The 25,211-nt window shown below is 53.4% G+C and carries 19 protein-coding genes; 6 read left to right on the top strand and 13 right to left on the bottom strand.

Annotated elements, in window-relative coordinates; translation table 11 throughout:
• Nucleotides 1-142: 142 nt before the first annotated feature.
• From QMZ30_RS16085 to QMZ30_RS16060, 6 genes are all read right to left on the bottom strand, one after another.
• Nucleotides 143-1,108 carry a sugar-binding transcriptional regulator gene (locus QMZ30_RS16085; protein ID WP_283228144.1) on the bottom strand — a complete coding sequence of 322 codons (966 nt, stop codon included), beginning with the start codon at nt 1,106-1,108 and terminating at the stop codon, nt 143-145.
• A gap of 107 nt (nt 1,109-1,215) precedes the next feature.
• A complete protein-coding gene (locus tag QMZ30_RS16080; RefSeq protein ID WP_039328639.1) occupies nt 1,216-2,073 on the bottom strand; it encodes a phosphogluconate dehydrogenase C-terminal domain-containing protein in 858 nt (285 codons plus the stop codon).
• Between the two features lie 5 nt (nt 2,074-2,078).
• Nucleotides 2,079-2,888 (bottom strand): sugar phosphate isomerase/epimerase family protein, encoded by an 810-nt coding sequence (locus QMZ30_RS16075; RefSeq protein ID WP_283228143.1) that lies wholly within the window; start codon nt 2,886-2,888, stop codon nt 2,079-2,081.
• On the bottom strand, nt 2,888-3,661 hold the full coding sequence (locus QMZ30_RS16070; RefSeq protein WP_283228142.1) for a triose-phosphate isomerase family protein: 774 nt from the start codon (nt 3,659-3,661) through the stop codon (nt 2,888-2,890). Before QMZ30_RS16070 ends, QMZ30_RS16075 begins: the two co-directional genes overlap by 1 nt.
• A 2-nt stretch (nt 3,662-3,663) precedes the next feature.
• Nucleotides 3,664-5,409: a dihydroxyacetone kinase family protein gene (locus QMZ30_RS16065; protein WP_283228141.1), complete on the bottom strand. Its 1,746-nt coding sequence runs from the start codon at nt 5,407-5,409 to the stop codon at nt 3,664-3,666.
• A gap of 1 nt (nt 5,410) precedes the next feature.
• Entirely contained in the window at nt 5,411-6,745 is a 1,335-nt protein-coding gene (locus QMZ30_RS16060; protein ID WP_283228140.1) for an MFS transporter, read from the bottom strand.
• Between the two features lie 442 nt (nt 6,746-7,187).
• Here QMZ30_RS16060 and QMZ30_RS16055 point away from each other — a divergent pair, with 442 nt between their 5' ends.
• The 3 genes from QMZ30_RS16055 to lplA all read left to right on the top strand — a co-directional run bounded on the left by QMZ30_RS16055 (nt 7,188) and on the right by lplA (nt 10,894).
• Nucleotides 7,188-7,646, top strand: coding sequence for an RpiB/LacA/LacB family sugar-phosphate isomerase (locus QMZ30_RS16055; RefSeq protein ID WP_039328632.1), 459 nt, complete (start codon nt 7,188-7,190; stop codon nt 7,644-7,646).
• A 30-nt stretch (nt 7,647-7,676) separates the two neighbouring features.
• Nucleotides 7,677-9,668, top strand: coding sequence for a transketolase (gene tkt, locus QMZ30_RS16050; protein WP_283228139.1), 1,992 nt, complete (start codon nt 7,677-7,679; stop codon nt 9,666-9,668).
• 209 nt (nt 9,669-9,877) lie between these two features.
• Nucleotides 9,878-10,894: a lipoate--protein ligase gene (gene lplA / locus QMZ30_RS16045; protein WP_283228138.1), complete on the top strand. Its 1,017-nt coding sequence runs from the start codon at nt 9,878-9,880 to the stop codon at nt 10,892-10,894.
• Between the two features lie 24 nt (nt 10,895-10,918).
• Here the strand turns inward: lplA and QMZ30_RS16040 are convergent, their stop codons facing one another.
• The 3 genes from QMZ30_RS16040 to QMZ30_RS16030 all read right to left on the bottom strand — a co-directional run bounded on the left by QMZ30_RS16040 (nt 10,919) and on the right by QMZ30_RS16030 (nt 12,627).
• The gene (locus QMZ30_RS16040; protein WP_283228137.1) at nt 10,919-11,140 is read right to left on the bottom strand and encodes a hypothetical protein; all 222 of its coding nucleotides are present in this window, start codon (nt 11,138-11,140) and stop codon (nt 10,919-10,921) included.
• Nucleotides 11,115-11,747, bottom strand: a complete 633-nt coding sequence (locus QMZ30_RS16035) for an Ssp6 family T6SS pore-forming effector (protein ID WP_283228136.1) — start codon at nt 11,745-11,747, stop codon at nt 11,115-11,117. The genes QMZ30_RS16040 and QMZ30_RS16035 overlap by 26 nt, the downstream gene beginning before the upstream one ends.
• 175 nt (nt 11,748-11,922) lie before the next feature.
• The gene (locus tag QMZ30_RS16030) at nt 11,923-12,627 is read right to left on the bottom strand and encodes a pirin family protein (protein ID WP_283228135.1); all 705 of its coding nucleotides are present in this window, start codon (nt 12,625-12,627) and stop codon (nt 11,923-11,925) included.
• Nucleotides 12,628-12,854: 227 nt separating this feature from the next.
• Between QMZ30_RS16030 and QMZ30_RS16025 the strand changes: the two genes are divergently transcribed.
• Nucleotides 12,855-13,418 (top strand): TetR/AcrR family transcriptional regulator, encoded by a 564-nt coding sequence (locus tag QMZ30_RS16025; protein ID WP_283228134.1) that lies wholly within the window; start codon nt 12,855-12,857, stop codon nt 13,416-13,418.
• A gap of 2 nt (nt 13,419-13,420) precedes the next feature.
• Here QMZ30_RS16025 and QMZ30_RS16020 read toward each other — a convergent pair whose 3' ends face one another.
• The 4 genes from QMZ30_RS16020 to QMZ30_RS16005 all read right to left on the bottom strand — a co-directional run bounded on the left by QMZ30_RS16020 (nt 13,421) and on the right by QMZ30_RS16005 (nt 19,874).
• Nucleotides 13,421-14,014 carry a TetR/AcrR family transcriptional regulator gene (locus QMZ30_RS16020; protein ID WP_283228133.1) on the bottom strand — a complete coding sequence of 198 codons (594 nt, stop codon included), beginning with the start codon at nt 14,012-14,014 and terminating at the stop codon, nt 13,421-13,423.
• Nucleotides 14,015-14,136: 122 nt separating this feature from the next.
• Nucleotides 14,137-15,561 (bottom strand): efflux transporter outer membrane subunit, encoded by a 1,425-nt coding sequence (locus tag QMZ30_RS16015; protein WP_283228132.1) that lies wholly within the window; start codon nt 15,559-15,561, stop codon nt 14,137-14,139.
• Nucleotide 15,562: 1 nt separating this feature from the next.
• Nucleotides 15,563-18,724 (bottom strand): efflux RND transporter permease subunit, encoded by a 3,162-nt coding sequence (locus QMZ30_RS16010; RefSeq protein ID WP_283228131.1) that lies wholly within the window; start codon nt 18,722-18,724, stop codon nt 15,563-15,565.
• Between the two features lies 1 nt (nt 18,725).
• Nucleotides 18,726-19,874, bottom strand: coding sequence for an efflux RND transporter periplasmic adaptor subunit (locus QMZ30_RS16005; RefSeq protein ID WP_039328622.1), 1,149 nt, complete (start codon nt 19,872-19,874; stop codon nt 18,726-18,728).
• Between the two features lie 734 nt (nt 19,875-20,608).
• Between QMZ30_RS16005 and QMZ30_RS16000 the strand changes: the two genes are divergently transcribed.
• Nucleotides 20,609-22,915: a type VI secretion system Vgr family protein gene (locus tag QMZ30_RS16000; protein WP_283228130.1), complete on the top strand. Its 2,307-nt coding sequence runs from the start codon at nt 20,609-20,611 to the stop codon at nt 22,913-22,915.
• Nucleotides 22,915-25,209 (top strand): DUF2169 family type VI secretion system accessory protein, encoded by a 2,295-nt coding sequence (locus QMZ30_RS15995; protein ID WP_283228129.1) that lies wholly within the window; start codon nt 22,915-22,917, stop codon nt 25,207-25,209. Before QMZ30_RS16000 ends, QMZ30_RS15995 begins: the two co-directional genes overlap by 1 nt.
• Nucleotides 25,210-25,211: the final 2 nt, after the last annotated feature.

Raw genomic sequence — 25,211 nt, 5'->3', positions numbered from 1 at the left:
GTAGCTGGAGTGACGATTGAGTGACTGACAAAAAATGACAGCATTCGACTGCAAGAAAAGTTTATAAAACTTGTTATTAACGGCGATGATCGCCGTTAATTTAAGATCTTATAAACCCTCTTGAGCGAACAGTGATTCTAAATTACTGCGACATACTCAAAATCGTACGGATATTCTGGGCAGTGGTCGCCACAATATCGATCGCGCCGGTGCGCAGTGCGCCGAGAATCGCCAACGCTTTGGTATTCTCTGAGGCAATGGCAATCACGCAGGGGATCTTACGTAACTCTTCGATACTGAGACCAATCACGCGGTCGTTCATCACCGTGTCCACATGTTGTCCCTGCGCATTAAAGAAGTCATAGCCAGCAACATCGCCTGTCACGCCCTGATTAACGTGCGCATCAATAATTTCGTGCGGCGTAAACCAGCCCAGTTTCACCATATAACTGTTCTCATTCATATCCCCGATGCCGACCAAGGCTACATCGGCTTTACGTGCACGGTCGAGCGTCTCTTTAATGGTGCCATTTTGCATAAAGGCATCACGCAACCCGCGGTTTTCGACGTAGGCCGGCGCATACAGGGTTTCACTGATGCCACCAAACTTCTTCGCCAGACGGCGGCTAATATGGTCCGCATTAATCGCATCACCGGGACGATGGGTACCGCCGATCCCGCTGATAAACAGGCAGTTGCGCGTAGGAACCTGACCGGGATAATCGGCGACGGCGGCAACATTACGCCCCTGTCCTACCGCGACAATTGCGTTATCCTTCAGCGATTGGGCAAGATGCGCGGAGACGAGCGCAGCCACCTGACGGCGCTGTTCTTCATCATCGGGGGAGTCCAGGGCGATCAACGCGCGTTGCAGTTGCGGGAAACGATTTTGCAGCTGTTGTTCAAGACGCGTACTAAACACCGGATGGTAGCGCACATTAATTTCGACGATGCCCTCTTCGCGCGCGCGTTTGAGCAGGCGTCCAACCTTAATGCGGGAAATCCCAAACTTACGCGCAATCTCCTCCTGGGTGATTTCGTCCTGATAGTAAGCCACTGCAATTTCTGTCAGCAGCTCGGAGTCCTGAGAAAGCGTGTTTTTTTCCATCCGTTACCTGTCTTGTATCGTGACACTTGATTTGAGGAAGGAGTTATATCATTGATACGACTCGCTTCGCCAGACAGCGACGATGCGAGTCGTTGACCACATCACGCTTAACGCTTGATCGCGTCGATTTTCAGCATGCGGGCAATCACGATATCCAGCTCTTTCTGATCGAAGATCTGCTTCCAGTCTGGCTTCACAATTTTCTCACGGCCGTACTCCATGGCGATCATGCAGGCATCAGAGAACGGGTTGGTTGCACGGAAGGCCACGGCCAGTGCGATCTGAATATGACCATACAGCATCGCTTTAGCGGCTTCTTCTGGTACACCGCTGTGTTTCACGGTCTCATCCAGCGCTTCTTTCATAAAGGCACCGACCATACAGGCCACGGTTTCTACCAGCGTTGGCTCCAGATAAGCCAGCTGCGTCACGGTGACCCAGTGCACTTCTTCCACCGGGCCGTACATCACGCTGATCACTTTGCTGAGCTCGGCTTTCTGTGCGTCGCTGCCGGTTTCATAGGAAGCCGCTACGTGCTGAACAGCCGCAATGCCGCCGAAGGCATCAGCGTGCTCTTCTTTGGTGTAGCGCTCCAGGAACACGGATGGATGGCAAGGATGCGCAACCGCATACTCAATACCCTCACGATGGGCAATCAGATTCGCGTAGGCTGCAGCCGGGTCCAGCGTCAGCAGAATCGCGCCTGCTTTCATCTGCGGTACCACACCTTCTGAAACTTTGCCCAAAACGATATCTGGCACCGCCAGAATCACCACGTCACTCAACGGCACCACTGAGGCAGCATCAGACAACTCGCGGCCTTGAGCGGTAACTTGTTCCTGTGCTTTTGGTGAGTTCTCAACGTAAAACACCTGGTAGTCGCTTTTCTGGAAGTTGGCAGAAATACGCATACCCATTTTGCCGCCCGCGCCAATCACGGTAATGGTTTTCAATGCATTGCTCATCTGTATTACTCCTGATCTTGTTTACTACGTAAGAATTCAACGGTGCGGCGAGTCCATTCGGCTTCTCGCTCGCAGGTCAACGCGGCATCGTCCTGCCACGGCAACCAGTGTTCGACGATTTGGTTAATCTCTCTTTCGACCGGGCGCACGCTGGCGATCATCCGATCGTAATCCAGTAGCCCTTCGCCCATCGGGCAACCGGCAAAGGTAAAGCCGACCCAGCCATCACGACGGGTGAAGGCGAAATCTTTAATATGCAGATTGCCGACGCGTGCCGCGGTATTGGCGATCACCTGCTCCGGCAGTTCCAGTCCGGCAACACAGTTTGCCGGGTCCAGACAGACGCACAGCCACGGTGACAGAAACTTATTGATCACCGACATCATGGCGCCGCTGTTCACCTGCTCATACGTCTCAAGGCAGAGACGCACTTGCTGGCGGGCGAAATCAGGCAACACCGCACCAATCAATTCCGCCGCTTCATCCAGTGTCGGGCGATGATCGGCGGTATAGAACATCGAACGCACCACACGCGCATCAAGGATGTTTGCCATGTGCAAATAGCGACGCAGATGGGCCGTGCCCAACCCTCGCGTTCCCAGCTCAAGCGTGATGCCCAGCGTATCAGCCTGCTGACGTAGCGCCTGCAACTGCTCGTCAGACCAACTTTCTATCGCTGGATAGTCACAAATCTGGAATACCGACACATCCATTTCTGCGGTCTGTTGCAGCATTTGCTCCAGCGTCAGGGGATGCGGCACTTTGCTGGACATACGCCAGAAAAAAGCATAAGTACTGAGTCCGATACGGCTCATTAACGGATCTCCTTTGCCAGCACGCCGGCTTCTTCAATAATTTGCGCCAGCGCATGGGGATCATGGGCAAAGCGACCGAGGAACAGACCATTCACGTCTGCCCCCAGGCGTTGAATCAGCCCCGGCCCCGCGCTGCCGCCGTAGATAATCTTCAGGGTAATGTCTTCAGGCGTTTTCAATTGCTGCAAGCCTGCGCACACTGCACGAATGTAGCTATCAGGAGCGGGTTGCGGCGCGCCAATCGCCCATTGCGGTTCATAGGCGAAGAACACTTCACCGCTTAACCCTTGTTGAGTGGCATCGGCCAGCGCTTCAGCGAGCTGCTGTTCGCACAGTGCAATCGCCTGCTCCGGCTCAGCCTGTTGCTCTTCTCCGATGCACAGCACCGGCGTCAAACCGTGGCGCAGTGACATCGCCACCTTGGCCGCGATTTGCGCTTTATCTTCATGAAAATGACGACGGCGCTCAGCATGACCAATTTCAGCCAGGGAACAGCCCAACTCTTGCAACATGCTGGCGCTGACTTCGCCAGTCCAGGCACCGTTTTCCGCCTGACAGACATCCTGTCCGCCAAAACGTATTGACGTACGGGAAAAAATCTCGGCAACCGCCGGAATTGCCGGATAGGCCGGTAAGACAAACAAACCGACGTCGCCGTTTTTGACAGCCGGAAGCTGCGCCAATCCGGCCACTTTGCGGCACCAGTCCAACGTTTGCTGGTAGCCGAAGTACATTTTCAGGCTCACGCCAAGCCAGATTTTAGGCTGAGACATCATTAGGCTCCTTGCTGAGAGGCACGGTATTCTTTTAGCAGGTCGCCGACCGTGTTGACGATCATCGCCAGCGAAATCGCACCGGCATCAGGCGTACCCACACTTTTTTCGGCTAAGGGACGCGCACGGCCCATTTTAGGCACCAGTTGCGCAGTATCCTGAGCTGCCTTGTCCGCGATTTTTGCTGCAGCCAGCCATGCCTCGGTGAGTGAAGAACCCTCAGTAACCGCGGCATTCAGGCTGTCGCTGAATGGCACCAGCACATCCACCATCGTCTTATCGCCGACTTTCGCTTTACCAAAGTGCATGATGCCCTCTTTGGCTTCGCGCACGCCCGTTGCAACGCGTTGGGCATTAGGTGATTGCTGATCGCCAATTGCCGTACCCAGCGCCGTCAAGGCTACGCCCCACAGCGCACCTGACGTACCGCCAGCTTTATCTGCCCAGGCATCTGCCGCACGGCACAGCAAGCTGCCCGCACCCGCACCACGCGCAGCCACTTCACGCGCTTTTTCTACGGCACCAAGGACACCGCGCTCCATACCAATGCCGTGGTCGCCATCTCCAGCCACCGCATCGATATCACCCAACTTGCCAGCGTTACGTTGTAACAGGTCGGCAACAGCTTCGAGTGTATGCAACACGCGCTTCGCGCTTTGCTGCGACTCAACAGAGGCCTGAGGCAACGCTTCTTCGCTATTTTCTTCACACTCTGACGCGCTCAGCGGTTCCGCAATCAGCACGCTGCCTTTACGGTATGCGGGGGCATTGGCCGGCGCGCACCACAGTTTTTCCAGCTCTTCGTCAAGCCACATCAAGGTCAGTGACACACCAGCCATATTAAAGCTGGTGACAAACTCACCCACATCCGGCTCAACCACCTGCAATCCTGCCGCATCGAGCAATTGCGCGACGCGGCGATACACCACAAACAGTTCTTCATACTTCACCGATCCCAGACCATTGAGGATCACCGCCACGCGCTGACCTTCAATTTGCTGGATATCGACAGGCAGTTCACTCAGCAGGCGCTCGACAAAGATTTCGGCCAGTTCATCTGCACGCGGTACAGCGGTTTCACTGATACCGGGTTCACCGTGAATGCCTAATCCCAACGCCATGCGCCCTTTTTCGACTTCAAACAGCGGATGGGACGCACCAGGCAGCGTGCAGCCCGAGAACGCCACACCAAAGGTGCGAGTCCGATCGTTAGCATGCTGTGATTTTTTCAGCACAGTAGCTAAATCATCACCTGCTTCTGCTGCCGCACAGGCGGCTTTGAACACGCATAAGTCTCCGGCCACGCCACGGCGCTTCGCGAGTTCGTCTTTGCTTGCACTGGAGATATCATCCGTTACCGCCAGAATCTCGCAGGCAATGCCTTCAGCACGCAGGCGTTCGCAAGCCTGGCCAAAGTGCAACACGTCACCCGCATAGTTTCCGAACATCAACAACACGCCCCCACCGTTATGCGCCGCACGTGCCACGTTGTAAATCTGCTGGGCAGATGGTGAAGCGAAGAGATTGCCCATTGCCGCGCCATGTGCCAGACCTTGTCCAACCAACCCGGCGAAGGCCGGATAATGACCGGAACCGCCGCCCACAATCACCGCTACAGTATTGGGCTGGCTGCGCGTGCTGCGCACCACACCACCGGTAACCTGACGAACTTTATCGGCGTTGGCGGCGACAAAGCCTTCAATGAGTTCAGCAGCAAAAGCTGAAGGTTGATTAAACAGGTAAGTCATTTTAGTGCTCCTGTGCGATAGAGGTCGGCTGAGACTGCGGACGGCGGCGGTTAAGTAACAACATGAGAACAGCAGACAGCAGCATGAATCCACCGACCACGAACATCGGTAAGACGTAGCTGTTGGTGGCGTCATGCAGTGCGCCGGTGATATAGCCCGCGGAGAAGCCCGCCACGTTTCCTAAGGTATTAATCAATGCAATCGCCGCCGCAGCGGATGCGCCCGTCAGGAACTGCGTAGGCAGTGTCCAGAAGTTCGGTAAGGCAGCGAAGATAGAGCTGGCTGTAATAGCAATGACCATGATGGTGGTGAACGGTGAGTCCATATACAGCGCCAGAGGCACGCTGATACCCCCCGCCAGTGCCGGGATGGCAATGTGCCAGGTTTTGCAGCCGCGACGAGTGGCATCTTTCGACCAGAAATACATCACGACAGCCGCGATAAGGTATGGCACGCCGGTAATTAAGCCTTTCTGCATCACGTTAAAGGTGGTGCCAAACTGCTGCTGGAAGCCAGAAATAATGGTTGGCAGGAAGAAGGCCAACGCATACAGACCATAGATAAAGCCGAAGTAGATCAGGCACAGCATCCACACGCGGCCATTACCCATCACTGAACGCAGGCTGTGTTTCTGTTGAGCCTGCTTCTGCTGGTGCTCGGCATCCAGTTCGTTAGTCAGCCAGGTTTTCTCTTCGGCTGTCAGCCATTTGGCCTGGCGTGGGGAATCCACCAGCCAGAACAACGCTGCAATACCGATCAGAATCGCCGGGACGGAAACCCCCAGGAACATCACGCGCCAGCCGTCCAGGCCAAACAGACCGTGCTGTTCGATCAGTCCGGCTGCCAGCGGTGCACCGAACACCACGGTCAGCGGCTGCGCCAGATAGAACAGTGACAGAATTTTGCTGCGATGACGGCCTGGCACCCACATGCTCAGGTACAGAATCGCGCCTGGGAAGAAGCCCGCTTCGGCGATACCCAGCAGCAGACGCAGCGTATAGAGCCCTTCCACACTGCTCACCCAGGTGAACAGCAATGAAACGATACCCCAGCTGATCATGATGCGTGCCAGCCAGCGACGCGCACCAAACTTATGCAGCGCCAGGTTGCTTGGCACTTCCAGCAGGATATAGCCGATAAAGAAGATGCCCGATGCCAGACCAAACTGAACGCCCGTCAGACCAAGGTCCTGGGTCATGCCATTAGGGCCAGCAAAAGAAATCGCCGTGCGGTCAAGGAAGTTGATAAAGAACATCAGCGCCACAAAGGGCACCAGACGCCAGGAGATTTTGCTGATAGCGGATTTTTCAACCGCTGTCATGTTTTGCTGACTCATAACGCACCTCCGTGACGTGCGTGGTTAAAGCTTTTGATTGGTGTTGACCAGCCGCCAAAGTGGCGCTGGGTGCAGGTGTACTGAGAGGTACGTTTTAAATGACACATGTTCGAGTCCTCGATGGGTCTTCTTGTACATTGGTATCGTTATGCGAACAAATGAACACTACACGGATAATTGTGCATCTCTCAACTGCAAATGATGAAAGTGTGAGCCTGCTCATGAGATTTGATTTTGGTGCCAAATAGGAGGAATACAGCAAATTAGCGGCAAAGTAGCGCAGAGACTGCGTTTCTGACCTGCGAGGATGGGCAATCAGCATTTAAAACATATGAACAACCATTGAACATATGATGGAATTTATGGCAGGCTGTCAGTGAACATCTTATCGCCTACGTAACAAACGTTCAGGCATAGGAACCTAACCTGCTGGAGAACGACGATGAAAACAATCGCTATTGGCGCCGATGATGCGGCTATCGAATTGAAAAACATCATTAAAAAATTGCTGGAAGAGAAAGACTTTCAGGTGACGGACTATACCAATGACGCGCAAAACGACCGTCCTATGTACCCGGATGTTGCTTTTGCTCTTGCCACCGCCATTCAGAAAAATGAGTTCGAGCGCGGCATCCTGCTGTGCGGCACCGGTATCGGTGTTGCTATTGTGGCGAATAAGGTTGAAGGCGTGCGCGCCGCTCAGTGCCACGACACCTTCTCCGCCGAGCGTGCCCGTAAAAGCAATAACGCGCAGATCATGACCATGGGCGCGCGCGTGATTGGTCCAGAGCTGGCGAAAAATATCGTTAACGCCTGGTTGGCTTCAGAATTTGAAGGCGGCGGTTCAACGGCCAAAGTCGAGAAGATCGGTTACTACGAACAAGTTTCACATACTAAATAATCGCCGACTTCTCACCTCTGGAGAATCCTTATGTCAACACGCCGGGAAAGAGCAAACGCCATTCGTGCATTGAGCATGGATGGCGTTCAGCAAGCGAATTCAGGACATCCGGGTGCCCCGATGGGCATGGCGGATATCGCGGAAGTTCTGTGGCTCGATTTTTTGCAACATAACCCTTCTCATCCTCAATGGGCCAACCGTGACCGCTTCGTGCTGTCTAATGGCCATGGCTCGATGCTGATTTATAGCCTGCTGCATCTCACCGGCTACGATCTGCCTATCGATGAACTGAAAAATTTCCGCCAGTTGCATTCTAAAACGCCGGGGCATCCGGAATACGGCTATACGCCAGGGGTGGAGACGACCACCGGGCCGCTGGGTCAGGGCATTGCTAACGCCGTAGGTTTCGCAATTGCCGAACGTACCCTGGCAGCGCAATTTAACCGCCCAGGTCATGACATCGTCGATCACCATACTTACGTGTTTATGGGTGACGGCTGCATGATGGAAGGCATCTCTCACGAAGTGTGCTCCATCGCCGGTACCCTTAAACTGGGCAAACTGGTGGCCTTCTATGATGACAATGGCATCTCTATTGATGGCCACGTGGATGGCTGGTTCACCGATGACACGGCATTGCGTTTCGAGTCTTACGGCTGGCACGTGGTGCGTGGCATCGACGGGCACGATGGCGAGGCCATTAAGCAGGCAATTGAAGAAGCCAAAGCGGTGACCGACAAACCTTCACTGCTGATGTGTAAAACGGTGATTGGTTTCGGTTCGCCGAACAAAGCGGGCACCCATGATTCGCACGGCGCCCCGCTGGGTGTTGACGAAATCGCCTTGAGCCGGAAGCAGCTAGGCTGGAACCACGCCCCGTTTGACATTCCTTCAGACATTTATGCCCAGTGGGATGCCAAAGAAGCCGGCCAGGCCAGAGAAGCGGCATGGGATGAAAAAGTAGCGGCTTACGCAGCGGCCTACCCGGATTTGGCTGCAGAGTTCAAACGCCGTGTGAATAACGCGTTGCCAGACAATTGGGCCAGTGAATCGCAGAAGTTCATCGAACAGCTACAGGCTAACCCAGCCAAAATCGCCAGTCGTAAAGCTTCTCAGAATGCTATCGAAGCCTTCGGTAAAATCCTGCCGGAATATCTTGGCGGCTCAGCTGACCTGGCGCCGAGTAACCTGACCATGTGGTCTGGCTCTAAGCCGATTAACGACGACCCAGCCGGTAACTATATCCATTACGGCGTGCGCGAATTCGGTATGACCGCTATCGCCAACGGCATTGCGCTGCACGGCGGATTCTTGCCTTATACCGCCACCTTCCTGATGTTTGTCGAATACGCCCGCAATGCTGCACGTATGGCTGCGCTAATGAAAGTGCGTCAGATCATGGTCTACACCCACGACTCTATCGGCCTGGGCGAGGACGGTCCAACCCACCAGCCGGTTGAGCAGATGGCGAGCCTGCGCGTGACACCCAACATGAGCCTGTGGCGTCCGTGCGATCAGGTTGAGTCGGCTGTGGCGTGGAAATACGCAATTGAGCGCCTGGACGGCCCAACGGTGCTGGTGTTCTCGCGTCAGAACCTGACGCAACAGGATCGTACCACTGAGCAGTTGGCTAACGTGGCACGCGGTGGTTATGTATTGAAAGACTGCGCAGGCACGCCAGAGCTGATCCTTATCGCCACCGGTTCAGAAGTGGAACTGGCTGTCGCCGCTTACGAGCAACTGACCGGCGAAGGCCGTAAAGTGCGCGTGGTGTCTATGCCGTCTACTGATGCCTTCGACAAGCAGGACGCAGCTTACCGTGAATCTGTACTGCCGAAAGCGGTGTCGGCACGTGTCGCCGTTGAAGCGGGTATCGCCGATTACTGGTTCAAATACACTGGTCTGCACGGCGCGATTGTTGGCATGACTACCTTCGGTGAGTCTGCACCGGCAGAGCTGCTGTTCAAAGAGTTCGGCTTTACCGTTGAGAACGTGGTGAAGACCGCGAAATCGATTCTGTAATCCGTGGTCGCCACAAATGGCGACCGTACTGATTGCGATATCACTAACCGTAGGGTGCGCATTTATGCGCACTTTTTTTAAGCCCGCACTTGAGCTGATACTTGTCACCCATGCGACCTCGGACGGCTTTAGCACAGGTTGCTTACCTTCGCCCCTGAATACGCGTATTCTGTCCCCCGCTTGCCCTTTCTCATGGAACCGGAGGAACGATGTCCACCTTACGCTTACTTATCTCTGACTCACACGATCCCTGGTTTAACCTCGCGGTTGAGGAATGCATCTTCCGTCAAATGCCCACCACCCAGCGCGTGCTGTTTTTATGGCAGAACGCGGAAACTGTGGTCATCGGACGCGCGCAAAATCCGTGGAAAGAGTGCAACACACGGCGCATGGCTGAGGATGGCATCAAACTGGCGCGACGTAGCAGCGGTGGCGGTGCCGTGTTTCATGACCTGGGTAACGCCTGCTTTACCTTTATGGCGGGCAAACCGGAATACGATAAAACGGTTTCAACTGCCATCATCTTGCAAGCGCTGGAAAAGCTTGGCATGCGTGCGGAAGCCTCTGGGCGCAATGATATCGTGGTCGATGTTGAAGGCGGCATGCGTAAGATTTCCGGGTCTGCCTACCGCGAAACCCCGGATCGCGGTTTCCATCACGGCACCTTTTTGATGAACGCTGACCTTTCAAGGCTGGCGGATTACCTCAATCCTGATATCAAGAAACTTCAGGCCAAAGGCATTACCTCTGTGCGCTCTCGCGTGGCCAATATGGCCGAGTTCATCCCAGATATCCGTTTTACTGATATCTGCCGTGAAGTGATTGCTGCCTATTTTGCTTACTACGGGGAAACCTGCGAACCGGAGTACATCTCACCACAGGCATTGCCGGATTTACCCGGATTTAAAGATCAGTTTGCGCGGCAGAGCAGTTGGGAATGGAATTTTGGTCAGGCACCGGATTTCTCACATGTGCTGCAAGAGCGTTTTGTCTGGGGCGGCGTGGAGATCCACTTTGATGTTGAGCGCGGCGTGATTACCCGCAGCCAGATATTTACTGACAGCCTCAATCCTGCCCCGTTAGAAACACTCGCGGTGCGCCTGCAGGGCGTGGCCTATCGCCCGGAGTCTCTGCAAGCCGAAATGCAAAAACTCATCGACGAATATCCTACACAATCGAGTGAGTTTATTGAATTCGAACGCTGGTTGATCAAAAGCATTCGATAATGGCTACGATATTAGACGGATATTCTATTCTGCCCGGCGATGTTCCCCTCGGGCTTTTCCCAACCAATAACTTGCAAAGTAAGCAATTGCAAAGGACCCTAACAAACCAGTTAGTTTCATCGGTAAGTTATCAAAAACAAAAAGTGAAGCAATTGCAGTGAAGCTCATTATCAGCATAAGGATTCCCTGTAAGGTATGAGTCAGTAACCAACCAATGGCTTTAACCAGCCAGTTTGCAGATTTCATTGCTGATCCTTTTACACATATAAGGGTGACTGTTGATATATTCGAGATAAGGTTTTAATTGATCCTCAACGACAAAATAGATCATATCCAGTCCTTGGGGTTGCACCTTCCAGTACATTCGAGAGTAGTGATTTTGCATTCTGCGACTGGCTAATGCGGCTTCCTCTATAAGTCCCTGCCACATTCCCGCACTGAATGTAAAACTTGCGCCTGCACCATATAGCGTTCTCCAAGCATAACTAGCTCGAGCGCGTTTGACTATTGTTGTAGCAATGACCTGAGAAGCGATGATTTGCCCACCAAACCTTCCAGTAAAACGACCAGCACTATAACTAAGTTGACTGTTTATAGCCTGTTTACCCTGCTCGTCGAGTTTGTGATAGAACTCAGTAATCACTAAAGTGATTAAACGCCTAATGGGTTCTTCATTTTGAATGAGTGACTTAATGACATGATAAAAACGTTCTGCCTCTCGTTCATTGCGAATCTTACGCTCAGAACCTAATGCACCCGTGCTAATATATGTGCGCTTTACGCCGTAATAGAGGCTTCTGGGCATTCCCCTAATACTATCCCAAATACCAGCCGCAATTCTTGATGCATCCATGAACTTGATCTTTGTTCGTTAAATGAGCAGTCAATGTTACACGAGATTATGTATTCCCAGCACAAAATGGGACTAATCCTGGAGAGATAGATTTTCAACTTCCTGTCTTACGCGACATGCACCGTGAATTAAAGTACGTCCCTGTAAAACACTGAAACAGCGCTTAGGATAAATATTAGCTCCCACTGACTGTCCCGCTCATCACCGCCGTTGCGGCATCGCGCACCAGAAACGCGATGAGCGTCGCGTCACGTTCGCCGCGCACCGGCGGCAGTGCGCCCTGCTCACTGATAGCATCCCCTTGCAGCAGACGCGCCTCGCCCACCTGCACGATACCATCTAGCACGGATATCCAGCTGGAATAGCCCGGCAAATGCGGAACATCCACTTCAACACCACGCGCAATTTTGAGATCGAAAATCAAAACATCCTGACGCAGGGTCATCGGCGCGTCGCTGCTTTCCGGTCCGGCCAGCAACGTCCAACTGTTCGCAGGCGCCTCGGCGGCGCGGCTGAAGGTCTGCACGCGTGGCTCCCCGCCGCTGTAAGATGGCCGAATATACACCTGCAGCATCGCTGTTTCGATAAAAGGTGCAGACTCAGCAAAACGCACGCCGCTGCCGGCACTGACCACCATGGTGCGTCTGGTATTGAGCGCCGTTTTCTCGCCGTCCTCGCTAAGATGCTGAGCCGAGCCGCGCCAGACATAGCTGAAGATTTCATCATCTTTGTGCGTATGCAGCGGGATGTGCGCATCCATTTTCAGCGTCATTTGGTCGATAACCGCCAGCGGACCTAATGCCTCAGCGGGACGTTGACGACGAATAGTAAAGGGACCGTATTCAAACAACTGATCCCGCTGAGCACGTATCAGATTCATGGTTTCTTCCTCACGAATGTCTTTCATAACCATCATGATAACGGCAGGAAAAATCCTGAACAGGTGCACATTTTGCTCACTTACATCAAATATTTTGAATATTAATAACCTGTAGTCATCATCATCGCAAGAAATCAAAACCTCAGCGTAAAGTTTTTTCATTCTGGATTAGTCAGTCAGCTTTTTTTTGCGTAAAATAAGCTTTTCTCTAGCAGGTAATAAACAACATGAATCGCAGCGAACAAATTTTGGATGCAGCCGAACAGTGCATGCGACAAAAAGGATTTCATCAAACGTCGATTCAGAATATTGCCAGCCAGGCCGATGTCAGTATTGGTCTGATATATAAATATTACACAAACAAAGAGGCGATCATCGAAGCGCTGGTGACGCACGTTGTTCAGCGTATGATTACCATGCTCAACGCAGATTTCGAGCAAATTGCCCACGCCGGTGGCATGACGCATTCAGCCAATGACATTATTCCCGCTGAAGTGGAAAACAGTATTGTATTGCTCATGGAAGTGTCATCAGAAGCGACGCGGAATACGCGCATTCGTCAGATAATGAACGATGCCTGGCAGATACTGAAAAATAACTTCATTACTCAGGAGCAGGCACTGAATCCTGGTCTGGACGCCAATAAAATCCACACGCGTTTATACATCATGTCGCTGGTGATTGACGGCATCATCATTCGCCGCTGCATGAAACAGCGAGCAGTACCGGCCAGTTTTATGTCCTTCTTTGATACCATCGCTAATGATGTTAATCAGCATAGTATCGCGTAACCTCAGCTAAACAAGTGACGGCTGAGGATACCGTTGATCCTGGTGAGCTCCTGTTGATCCACCTCTTTATCGCCAAATGCGCGACAGGCAACACCGTCCACCAGCATCAATAAAAACTGAATCCGATTCGCACGCTGTTGAGGATTGGCCTGTGGCATCTGTCGGGTAAATATGGCTTCCAGATCCGCCACCAGTAATTGTTCTTCTGCCGCCAGCACGTCGCGGACAGATTGGCTACGCGATGCCTCTGAATACATTTCAAGTAATAAACAGCGGTCCTGATAAGGCCACGCTTGCCAGAAAAGTGAATCCGTATTGATAATGTCCTCGGTCCGGGTTTCGCCCGGTAGATTACTGGTAAGAAATACACGCCAGTTAATCGCAATATTTTTAATCGTTTCGCTAACGATTAACTCTTTACTCTTAAAATAACGATATATCTGCCCTGCCCCCAATCCGGATTCACGGCTAATATCGGCCATACTGGCACCGTGAAAACCCGAGCGGCTAAAACAGATTTTCGCCGCGTCGATAATCAACTGCTGGCGTTGCTGTATTAATGTTTCATTTTCTGATTTGCTCAAAATAACTCCCACAATGACAACAGTATAATTATTTTTTCATCATCATACGCGAAGGCTTTTATCCCCGGAATGGCAGGCTCAAATCCGGTTACATTTTTACCCCAAGCCGATGCGTGACCGACTTGGGGTTTTCCTTACAGTTTCAGTTCAGATTCTTTCAATGCCGTACCGCCACCCATCACCTTGTAGAAAGTATTGAGGTTTTGGTAGTAGGCCTGCTCAACGCTCACCAGGCTGGTGCGCGCGGTATACAGCGTGCGCTGCGCAGTTAACGCATTAAGATAGGTATCGACCCCATTCTGATAGCGCAGATCGGCCAGATGGTAGTACGTCTGCGAAGCCGCAACGTTATTGCGCTGGCTGTTGAGCTGATCGTTAATGGTGCCACGCCGTGCCAGTGCGTCAGCCACTTCCTGGAACGCGGTTTGTACCGCCTTCTCGTACACCGCCACGTAATACTCTTTCTGCGCTTTGGTGTAGTTCAGGTAAGCCACGTTATAGCCGCCTTTGAAGATCGGCAGAGAGATGCTGGGCGCAAATGACCATACGCCCGCCCCGTTCTTAAACAGTGACGACAGATCAGAACTGCCCACGCCGCCGCTGGTCGTCAGCGAAATGCTCGGGAAGAAGTTGGCACGCGCCGCACCGATATTGGCATTTGCCGCTTTCAGATTGTGCTCAGCCTGCAACACGTCAGGACGGTTATTTAACGCGTCAGATGATACCCCAGCAGGCACGCTACGCAGCGCATTGCCAATCGACTCTATTCTCTCCGGCAGCAGATTATCTGGCACGCTTTTTCCCACCACCAGATCGAGCGCATTTTTATCCTGCGCCACACTGGTGGTATAGCTGGCCACATCTGCCTGCGCCGACTGATAGGTGGTTTCAGCCGAAGCGACATCCACCATCGAATCCACGCCGTTTTGCATGCGTTTGCGCGTGACCTCCAGTGACTGTCGCGCGCTTTCCGCTGTCTCTTTGGCGATGGCCAAATTGCTGCGGTCGGCGGCCAACTGCAACCAGTAATCCACGGTGTTATACAGCACCGTCAGACGGGTACTGCGCGCGCCCTCCAGCGTGCCGAGATAGGTCTCATATTGCTGGCGCGTCAGACTCTGGTTTTTACCAAACAGATCCAACTCGAAGGAGCTGACGCTGCCCTCTGCGGTATAGCTATTGCTCAGCGCGGTTTGATTGCCTTCTCCGGTCAGAGCGCGCGAGCGTGTGCCGCTCACGCCGGCACTGAGTGATGGGAACAGATCGGCTCGCTCCTCACCATACTGCGCATGCGCAGATTTCACGCTGGCCACCGCTTCGCGCAAATCACGGCTGCTGTCGAGCGCCATCGCCACTACCTGGCGCAACTTCGCATCCAGCACATAATCCTGCCAGCTGATATCGCGATAGTTCGCCGCCGTGCCCTGTAGATTACGATAGGCATCGCCGGTCGGTGTTGTGGTGCTAACCGCATCTTTAGGACGGTCGTAATGCGGGTCCAGTGACACGCAGCCCACCAGAAAGCATGGCAATATCACCATTAGAAGTTTTGCAGACATATTACTCCTCCGCCTTAACAGCAGATTCAGTTGACTGTGCATCGTCATGCGGAATCGCCGGGAACACGCGACGGACCAGAACAAAGAACAGCGGAACAAAGAAGATGGCCAGCAAAGTCGCGGTCAAGGTACCGCCGATAATGCCGGTACCGATGGCGATACGGCTGTTGGCCCCCGCGCCCGTGGAAATCGCCAGCGGCAGCACCCCTGCGGTAAATGCCAGCGAGGTCATAATGATCGGACGCAAACGCATCGACGCCGCATGAATCGCTGCTTTGACCAGGTTCTCCCCTTTGCGGTAATTCTCCTCAGCGAACTCGACTATCAAAATCGCGTTCTTCGCTGACAGCCCGATAATGGTCAGCAACGCCACCTGGAAGTAGACATCGTTTTCCAGCCCGCGCAGGCTGATCGCCAGCAACGAACCAATCACCCCTAACGGCACCACCATCATCACCGAGAACGGCACCGACCAGCTTTCATACAGCGCCGCGAGGCACAGGAACACCACAATCAGTGAGATGCCATACAGCGACATCGCCTGGTTACCCGAGAGTTTTTCCTGATAAGAGAGCCCACTCCACGCGAAGGTCGTTCCGGCCGGCAGTTTCGCCGCCAGTTTTTCCATCGCGGTGATGGCGTCACCCGAACTTTTACCGGATGCGGCCGATCCTTCAATCTCGTAGGAAGCCAAACCGTTATAACGTGACAGCACATCTGGACCGTAGGCCCATTGGGAGGTAGCAAACGACGAGAACGGCACCATGGTGGTATTACTGCTGCTGTCCGTACCGCGCACATACCATTGATCGATATCTTCAGGCTTGCTGCGGAACTGCTGATCGCCCTGCATATAGACTTTCTTCACGCGACCGCGATCGGTGAAGTCATTAACGTAACTGCCGCCAATCGCCGCACTGAGCGTGTCGTTGATATCGCTGATGGTCAGGCCCAGAGACTGTGCTTTAGCATCATCAATGCTGACATCTAACTGCGGCAGATCCGGCAGCGAGTTGGCACGCACCGCACTCAATACCGGATCCTGATTGGCTTCGGCAATCAGCTGGTTACGCATCTGCAGCAGCTGGTTACGGTCGGTTGCGCCGCGTCCCTGTAGCTCAAAGGTAAAGCCGTTGGATTGTCCCAAACCCGACACGGAAGGCGGTGACAGTACAAAGATTTGCGCATCGCGGATACTGGATAGCGCCGCCATCGCACGGCCGGCAATCGCATCGGCACTGTTTTCGCTGCCTTTGCGTTCGCTCCAGTTTTTCAAAGAGATAAAGCCGATGCCGGCGTTCTGACCGCTACCGGCAAAACTGAAGCCGTTCACCAACATGCTAACGTTGACGTTGTCCTTCTCTTGGGTGGCGAAGTACTGCTGTACCTGGCGGCGAACTTCACTGGTGCGATTTTCCGTGGCACCCGGCGCCAGCTGATACTGCACCATGATATAACCCTGGTCTTCGGTCGGCAGGAAGCCGGTCGGCAGACGCATATAGAGCACCGCGCAACCAATGAGCAGCACCGCATACAGCAGTAAATAGCGCACCGAACTGTGCACCACATGGCCAACACCTTTGTGATAGCGCGCCTGCACTTTTTCATAGCTACGGTTAAACCAACCAAAGAAACCTTTGGTGCCACTCTCGTGGTTATGCGGTTTCAGCAGTGTGGCGCACAGCGCCGGGGTCAGCGTCAGGGCGACAATCACCGACAGCACCATGGAAGAGACAATGGTGATGGAGAACTGCCGGTAGATCACACCGGTCGAGCCAATAAAGAAGGTCATCGGCAGGAATACCGCTGACAGCACCAACGCGATACCCACCAGCGCGCCGGTGATCTCCTTCATGGATTTCTCTGTCGCCTGGCGCGGCGGTAATCCCTCTTCACGCATCACACGCTCTACGTTTTCCACCACCACAATCGCATCATCGACCAGTAGCCCGATGGCGAGCACCATACCAAACATGGTGAGGGTGTTGATGGAGTAGCCAAATACGGATAGCACGCCAAAGGTGCCCAGTAACACCACCGGAACGGCAATAGCGGGGATTAACGTGGTACGAATGTTTTGCAAGAAGACGAACATCACGATGACCACCAGAATCACCGCTTCAATCAAGGTCTTAACGACCTCTTCGATTGAAATCTTGACGAAGTCGGTGCTGTCCAGTGGGTAGGCAATTTCATAACCCGCTGGCATGCTGCTGCGGAATTCATTGATGGCGGATTTAACCTGCTCGGCGGTGGAAAGGGCATTGGCACCCGATGCCAACTGCACCGCGATACCCGATGCCGGATGGCCGTTCGCCAGCACGTTCGCGCTGTAGTCCTCATCGCCCATCTCGACACGCGCCACATCACTCAGGCGTACCACCGAACCGTCGGTCTGACTTTTCAACACGATATTGCGGAACTGTTCAGGCGTTTGCAGACGCGAACGTGAACGTACGGTCGCCACCAGTTGCTGCTCTTTGCTGGCGGGTTGGGCACCCAACTGACCGGAAGAGACCTGGGTGTTCTGGCTCTCCAGTGCCGTGGTGACATCTGAAGGCATCAGTGAATAAGAGGCCAGCTTGCTCGGGTCAAGCCAGATGCGCATCGCGTATTCCGCGCCAAAAACCTGCACACTGCCCACGCCCGGCACACGCGCCAGGGTATCTTCCATGTTACTGACCATATAGTCGGCAACATCCGATGAACTGCTTTTATTGGTTTTATCATAAACCGCAAGAATCAGCAGGAAGTCGCTTTGCGCCTTTTCCACCGTGACACCTTGTGACGTCACCGCTGTCGGCAGACGACTCTCGGCTTGCTGCACCTTGTTCTGCACCTGCACTTGAGCGATGTCAGGATCGGTGCCCTGCTGGAAGGTCACATTAATTTTCACCTGACCGGTTGAGGCGGTGCTGGTGGAGTTAAAGTAGAGCAACCCATCAAGCCCGGTAAGCTGCTGCTCAATCACCTGCGTCACGCTGCTCTCCAGCGTTTCCGCCGAGGCGCCGGTATAAGTGGCCTGAATACTGATCTGAGGCGGCGCAACGTCAGGGTATTGTGCAACCGGCAAACTATTAATACTCAGCAGACCGAACATCATAATGCAGATGGCGATAACCCAGGCAAAAACCGGGCGGCGGATAAAGAACTGAGCCAACATATCAGTTGCCCTCGCTGGTCGCGGCTTTATCGTTTGGCGTCACTTCCACCGCTTTGACGCTCATGCCCGCCTGCACTTTACCGGTGCCTTCCACAATCAGTTTGTCGCCACTGTTGAGCCCCGAGGTAATCAGCCATTTGTTACCAATCACGCGATCGGCCACCACTTCACGGCTTTCTACTTTGTTCTCTTTATCTACCACCAAAGCCGTGGCATTGCCTTTGGCGTCTCGCGTAATACCCTGCTGCGGTGCCAGAATCGCATTGGTTTTTACGCCGTTCGTCACGTTGGCTCGCACATACATGCCGGGCAGCAGTTCATGCTGCGGATTGGGGAAAATCGCGCGCAGCGTGACGGTGCCGGTCGCTTCATCCACGGACACTTCCGTCAGTTCCAGTTTGCCGGGATGGTCATAGGCGCTGCCGTCTTCCAGTTTCACCGTCACCGGCACTTCATCTGTGCTCTGCTGCAGTGAGGCCTGCTGGCGTTTCAGTTTCAATAGCTGCACGCTGGATTGGGTCAGATCGACATAAATAGGATCTAAAGCGCGGATGGTTGCCAGCGCGGTGGTTTGGCTGGCGGTCACCAGTGCACCTGGCGTGACCGATGAAATACCAATACGACCGCTGATCGGTGCGGTAATACGCGTGTAGTTCAAGTTGATGCGCGCACTTTCAACGGCAGCACGATATTGATCAACAGATGCCACATTTTGCTGATAGGTAGCCAGCGCATCGTCAGCATCCTGACGCGATACGCCATTTTCTTTCACCAGCGCGGCATAACGTTCGGCTTTCAATTTGCTGCTTTTTACCAGTGCCTGCGCATTTTTCAACTGCGCCACTGCCTGGTCGTAACTGGCCTGGTAGCTGGCAGGATCGATCTGATACAGCACCTGCCCGGCTTTCACTTCATCGCCCTCAGTGAACAGGCGTTTCTGAATAATGCCCTCAACCTGAGGCCGTACTTCTGATGTCATGCTGCCCGTGACGCGCCCGGCGAGTTGGCTGTCCAGCGTGACCGATTCGCTTTGCAATGTTTTAACGCCCACTTCGGTGGCCGTATTCGGGGCTTGTTGGTTGCTATTTTGATCGCAAGCGGCTACTAACATCACCAGCCCGGCGATCACACTGCGCTGAAAATTCTTCATGAATTACCTTGTAGTGAACGTTCATTCTCAGATTGTAGTCTATCAAATCATCTACGCAGCGACTGTCAGGAAAATGAAAATTTGCCGGGGACGGGGTTCTGGAAACATGAGGAAATTTAATATTCAGAATGAAAGATAATCATGTTACGAACTGGCAATAGATATGTTCTGTGAAAAACAAAACGACAAAATTAAAATGCAGTCATTTGCATTAAAGTGCATAAATGCACTACCCTCGATTAAAGTGACTTTAGGAAAGGCCATTTTCAATAAATAACTCTCAGTTAAAGTTACTCCCGATATCTTCCCCAACAAACATCATCACCCTCTGTTTTATTAACCCCACCCGCCCCTGAATTTATTGAGCAGTCCGTCATAATAAAAAATTATTATTCACTCAAAAATAAAGTGGCAGGTGAAATACAGGTTTTTGCTACTGGCTGCCAGGCCAATATTCACAAGGGAAGCGCTATTTGTCGTACTAAAGATGACAATTTAATTTGAAGCGTTATGCTTTTGTTAGAAAAGCGTTTAGGAAGTTTCTTATCTTCACACCGGCCAGCAAATAATATAAAAACATTTCAAGATTTGTAAATTTCACTATTAGCAAAGGGCATCCGTGAAAACGGAATTAATTGCCCTCAGGTTTTTATTGCCAATTTATTTCCGGATGCAAAATGGAAGATTTTGCGGTCCGTGCGGTAGCCATGCCGAAATAAAAAGGAAGGGTCAATATGGATCGTGTCGTTGTTGCACATTCTCCACTGGGCGAGTCACTGTTGTTCAAGAGCATGACTGGCCATGAATCACTCTCCTGCATTTATCACTATGATGTTGAATTCCTGTGTAAAGACAACAGCATTGCTCTGCCTGATCTGTTGGGGAAACCCCTTACTCTGGCGCTTAATCCGCGTCCCGGCGTGACCCGTTATTTGAGCGGCATCATTACGCGCATGGCATTTCTCGGACATGAGAAACATCGGGAAGAATATTATACCTATCGTGCGGAGGTCAGACCTGAATTATGGTATCTGACGCAAAACCGCGGTTTTCGCATTTGGCAAAATCAGACGGTGAAACAAATCATCGCGGTGGTCCTGAATGATGCGGGCATTATCTTTGAAGACAAACTCACGGGCAGTTACCGGGAGTGGGAATACTGTGTGCAGTACCAAGAGACCAGCTTTGATTTCATTCAGCGACTGATGGAGCACGAAGGCATCTATTTTTATTTCGAGCATGCCATGGATAAACAAACGTTGATTCTGGCAGACGATCCTTCGGTCCACACCCCTTTTCCCGGTTACGACACCATCGAATATCATCAGGCTGCCGCAGGCGGTTATGTGAATGATGAAAGTATCAATATCTGGCAAGCGTCAGCCGCTATTTCTCCCAGCCTTTATCAGCATGATGATTACAATTATCTGGAAAGTAATGCTGATCTTTCCGCAAATGGGCAGATTAGTCAGTCACACGCCGAAAAAGTCGCTACCCAACGTGAATGGCCGGGGCAATATCCGCAGCAGGCAGACGGACAACAATACGTCACGGTGCGTCAGCAGGAGTTTGCCGCCCGTCAGTTGGAGTCCGATGGCGTGGGCGATGCGTTTGGATTAGCCCCCGGATACACCTTTGCCTTAGCGAAAGCGCCGCGCGCCAGCGATGAAGGACAATCGTTTCTGATTACCTCAGTGGATTACCAACTGGTAGAAAACAGCTACGCCAGTAACGATGAAGACTTCACGCGACATTGCTTTCAGTTTCGCGTTGTCCCGGCCACGGTGAACTGGCGCCCTGCCCGCAGCACGCGCTGGCCACGCACCAGCGGCCCGCAAACGGCGGTGGTGGTTAACGCCCCGGATGCCAGCAAAGGCGACAACAGCAGCGTTGCCACAGACCAGTATGGTCGCGTGCGGGTCAAGTTCCTATGGTTCAAACCCGACAATGAGCAAGATCTCTACTCATGCTGGTTGCGCGTCGCCAGCGGTTGGGCCGGCAGCCAGCAGGGTTACTACCAAATACCGCGCGTGGGTGAAGAAGTGGTCGTGGATTTCATCAACGGCGATCCACACATGCCAGTGATCACCGGACGCGTTTTCAACAATCTGCAAACGCAACCGGTGGGTGAAAGTCTGTTAACCATCGGCAGTGAAAGCGATGTTGCCGACAGCGACAGCATCACCGCCGAAGCGGCAGACTCCTGGTCGTGGTCCAAAAGCGGATTTTGGTCGCGTTCGGTTGGCAACAGCGATGCCAGTAACGGCAACTTCATCTCGTTCGAGGATTTATCAGGCGAAGAGTCGCTGGATATCCACGCGCAGAAAGACCTCAATCTCTCGGCCAACAACGCCATCAAAATTTACGCCGCCAAGGAGGGAGATGGCGCGCTGAAGATATGGGCACCGGGTAAAGTGACCATTCACAGCAACGACACCGTGTCTACCAGCGCCCCGACCACCTATCACACCTCACGCGGCACCTACTACACGGTAACCGGCGCTAGCTTCACCACCACCGGCATCGGGCTGACCATTAACGGCGTCAACGGCACGGTTAACGCGGTCAGTAACGTGGCGGCCAGCACCAGTGATTTTGCCGTGAAGGGTGTCAGCATGGATTACACCTACATCAAGCGCAGCAAAACGCAGGTCGAGTACAAAGCCGATTTGCAGCGTTTTGAGCAGGTACCGTTTTACACCTTGCGGACCAACATGATGTCGATCATGAGCGGCGCGGTGAGTGAAGGTCTTGGCAATACCCTGCAAGAGAAGATCAAGAAACTCACCGATGAGCGCGATGCGCGCAAAAGCATCAAACAGGACGCTGACGACAAGAAGAAAACCGACTGGGAATCACAACGCGACGAAAAGGTTACGCAGAAAAACAGCCCACAAACGCGCGAACAGGCCCAAAGAGAAAACAACAACAACAACCAGAACAACCAGAACAACCAGAACAACCAGAACAACAATAACCAGAACAACAATCCTCTTGCGGATGAAAACGACCCGACCTTTAACCCCTGGGCGGACGCGTAATGCAGCTGATCAAACCGACACGGCTCAGTCTGATCACCCGCCCCTATCGCTGGCAGCAGCAAGACTATCTCGGGGTGGCGGTCATCGCCCTAATGGATATGTCTGCCCAGCCTGAACTGCGCGACGAACAAAGGTTATGGCAGCGCGTCAGCGAAGAGTTGCAATCTCCCGACGGGGTGTTGGATTTGGCGATACCCAAACGCTGTGCTGAATTTCTCGCCAGTGGCAATGGCTATGCGGCCACCGAGGAAACCACCTGCGAAGTGGCGATTCAGGTGGAAAAGATCCGTAAACAGCAAACAGTCGCCCCACAAGAAGCGGCATCGTTTCATGCGCTCGCCATGGATCACCCCATGCGCCAGGCCTTGATGGGAAAAGAATACGACGACCACTGGTTGCAGCATGACTACCCTGGTTTTGCCCGTGATACGGACTGGCGGCTGTTCAATCAGGCCGCCTCTGACCAGTGGTGGCCGGAGCAGGATGCGTTACCTGCAGGTGCCGAATGGCGTATCGACAACATGCATCCCAGCCAGCCCGTACAACAGGGCCAACTGCCGCGATGGCAGGCCCGCGCCTTTGTTACGCGTCAACGTCAGGACACATTGCTGTTCGAAGAGCTGGCGATGCGTGCCACCACGGTTCACTTCCTGCCGCATTGCGATGAGTTGTTGATCATCTGGCACGGTTGCTGTGCCTGCAACGAAGATGATGCGTCGGATGTGCAATCGCTGATGGTGGCACTGGAGCGAGAAGAAGCTCCGCGAGACCCGCAACACTATCGCCAGGTTCATCAGTTACGCAGCACCGATGCGGATGCCGCACTACACGCTCTGCGCGACAGCGATTTGATTGATCCCACGATCCTCGCTAACGCGGCCCCTGCCACGCTGAATCGCGATCCCGGACCCTTTGTGCAAAACATTGATCGCTACGAACAGCAGCAGCGTCAGCAGTTTGATCGCCCGGTACCGGAGAGTGATCTCCAGCATTTCAGAGTGGAACAGGACATCGCGGCACAGTTGGCGCGCCAGGAAACGGAAGGCGAGCAGCACTACCAGCAGATGATGGCGCTCCACGATAACGAATCCCGGCGCAGCAATGCGGCAGATTTACCGCTGTTGGATGGTGCGGCTCAGTATCGTCAGCAGCGCGATGAATTACAGGCCAATCGCCATTTGCTCGGCCCACGAGCCAGTGACATTGCACACAGTGAACAGGCATTACTGGATAGCTATCGCCTGACCGCTCAGCAGCAAAAATCCGCCCCGCGACTGAGCCTGAGCGATTCAGAAATGCAGCGCAAGCAGCTGATGCGCTGCATGGACAGTGACAAAGATGCGCGAGGTTGGGATTTAACCGGAGCCGATCTGTCGGGTCTCGATTTGCGGGGCATCGATCTGGAAAATGCGCTGCTGGAGAACGTTGATCTGAGCCATTGCCAACTCGATGGTGCCGATCTGCGCGGCGCGATTCTGGTCCGCGCCGAATGCCACTTTACCAGCCTGATAAATTGCCTGTTGGACGGTGCTAACCTGGCGCAAGCACAGTGCTGGCACTGTAACTTTAGCGACAGCAGCCTGAGCGAAGTTGAACTGGAAGATAGCCAGCTGGAACACTGTGGCTTTGAGCGTGCGCTTCTGCGCCAGCTGTTTGTGCAACAGGCGACGCTGGCGCACTGCAATCTGCAACACGCCCTGCTCGACCGCTGCGATTTCATGGACTTGCACCTTGAGTCACTCAATTTTTCTCACGCTCAGTTTACTCAGTGCAACCTGATCCGCTGCGAACTCAGCAAGGTGCAATTTAACCAGATTGAAGCCCAGGGTCTGGCGCTGGTGACCTGTCGCTCTAGCGATCTGTGTTTCGACGATGCACAACTCAAACAGTGCATGTTCACCGCGCAGAGCCAGTTGCCACACGCCCGTTTTCGCCGTGCCACCCTGGTGGAGTGCAATCTGCGCGACATCGATTTGCACTCAGCCTGTTTTGATCAAGCAACACTGAACAGCAGCGACTTCAGTGGTGCCGATTGCCGTCACGCCAGCCTGCAACTGTTACGCACGCACATGAGTCGTTTTGTCCGCACCGATTTACGCGCGGCGCGCCTGACCGGCAGTTTGCTGCTGGGTGCCGACCTGCAAAAGAGCCAGCTTGCTAGCTGTGACTTAAGTGATTGCAACCTGTTCCGTGCCGATCTGTCGCAAACCTTCACCGATAGCGCCACCCGCTTTGACGACGCATTGATGGACAGCATGAAAACGCTGCCGCGTCGCCGTGAACCTCAGGTATAAGC

It is taken from the genome of Pantoea sp. EA-12, from assembly GCF_030053355.1.
Taxonomy (GTDB): domain Bacteria; phylum Pseudomonadota; class Gammaproteobacteria; order Enterobacterales; family Enterobacteriaceae; genus Pantoea; species Pantoea vagans_C.
The sequence above is the reverse complement of the archived record's forward strand: the minus strand, read 5'-3'. Positions and strand labels throughout refer to the sequence as shown.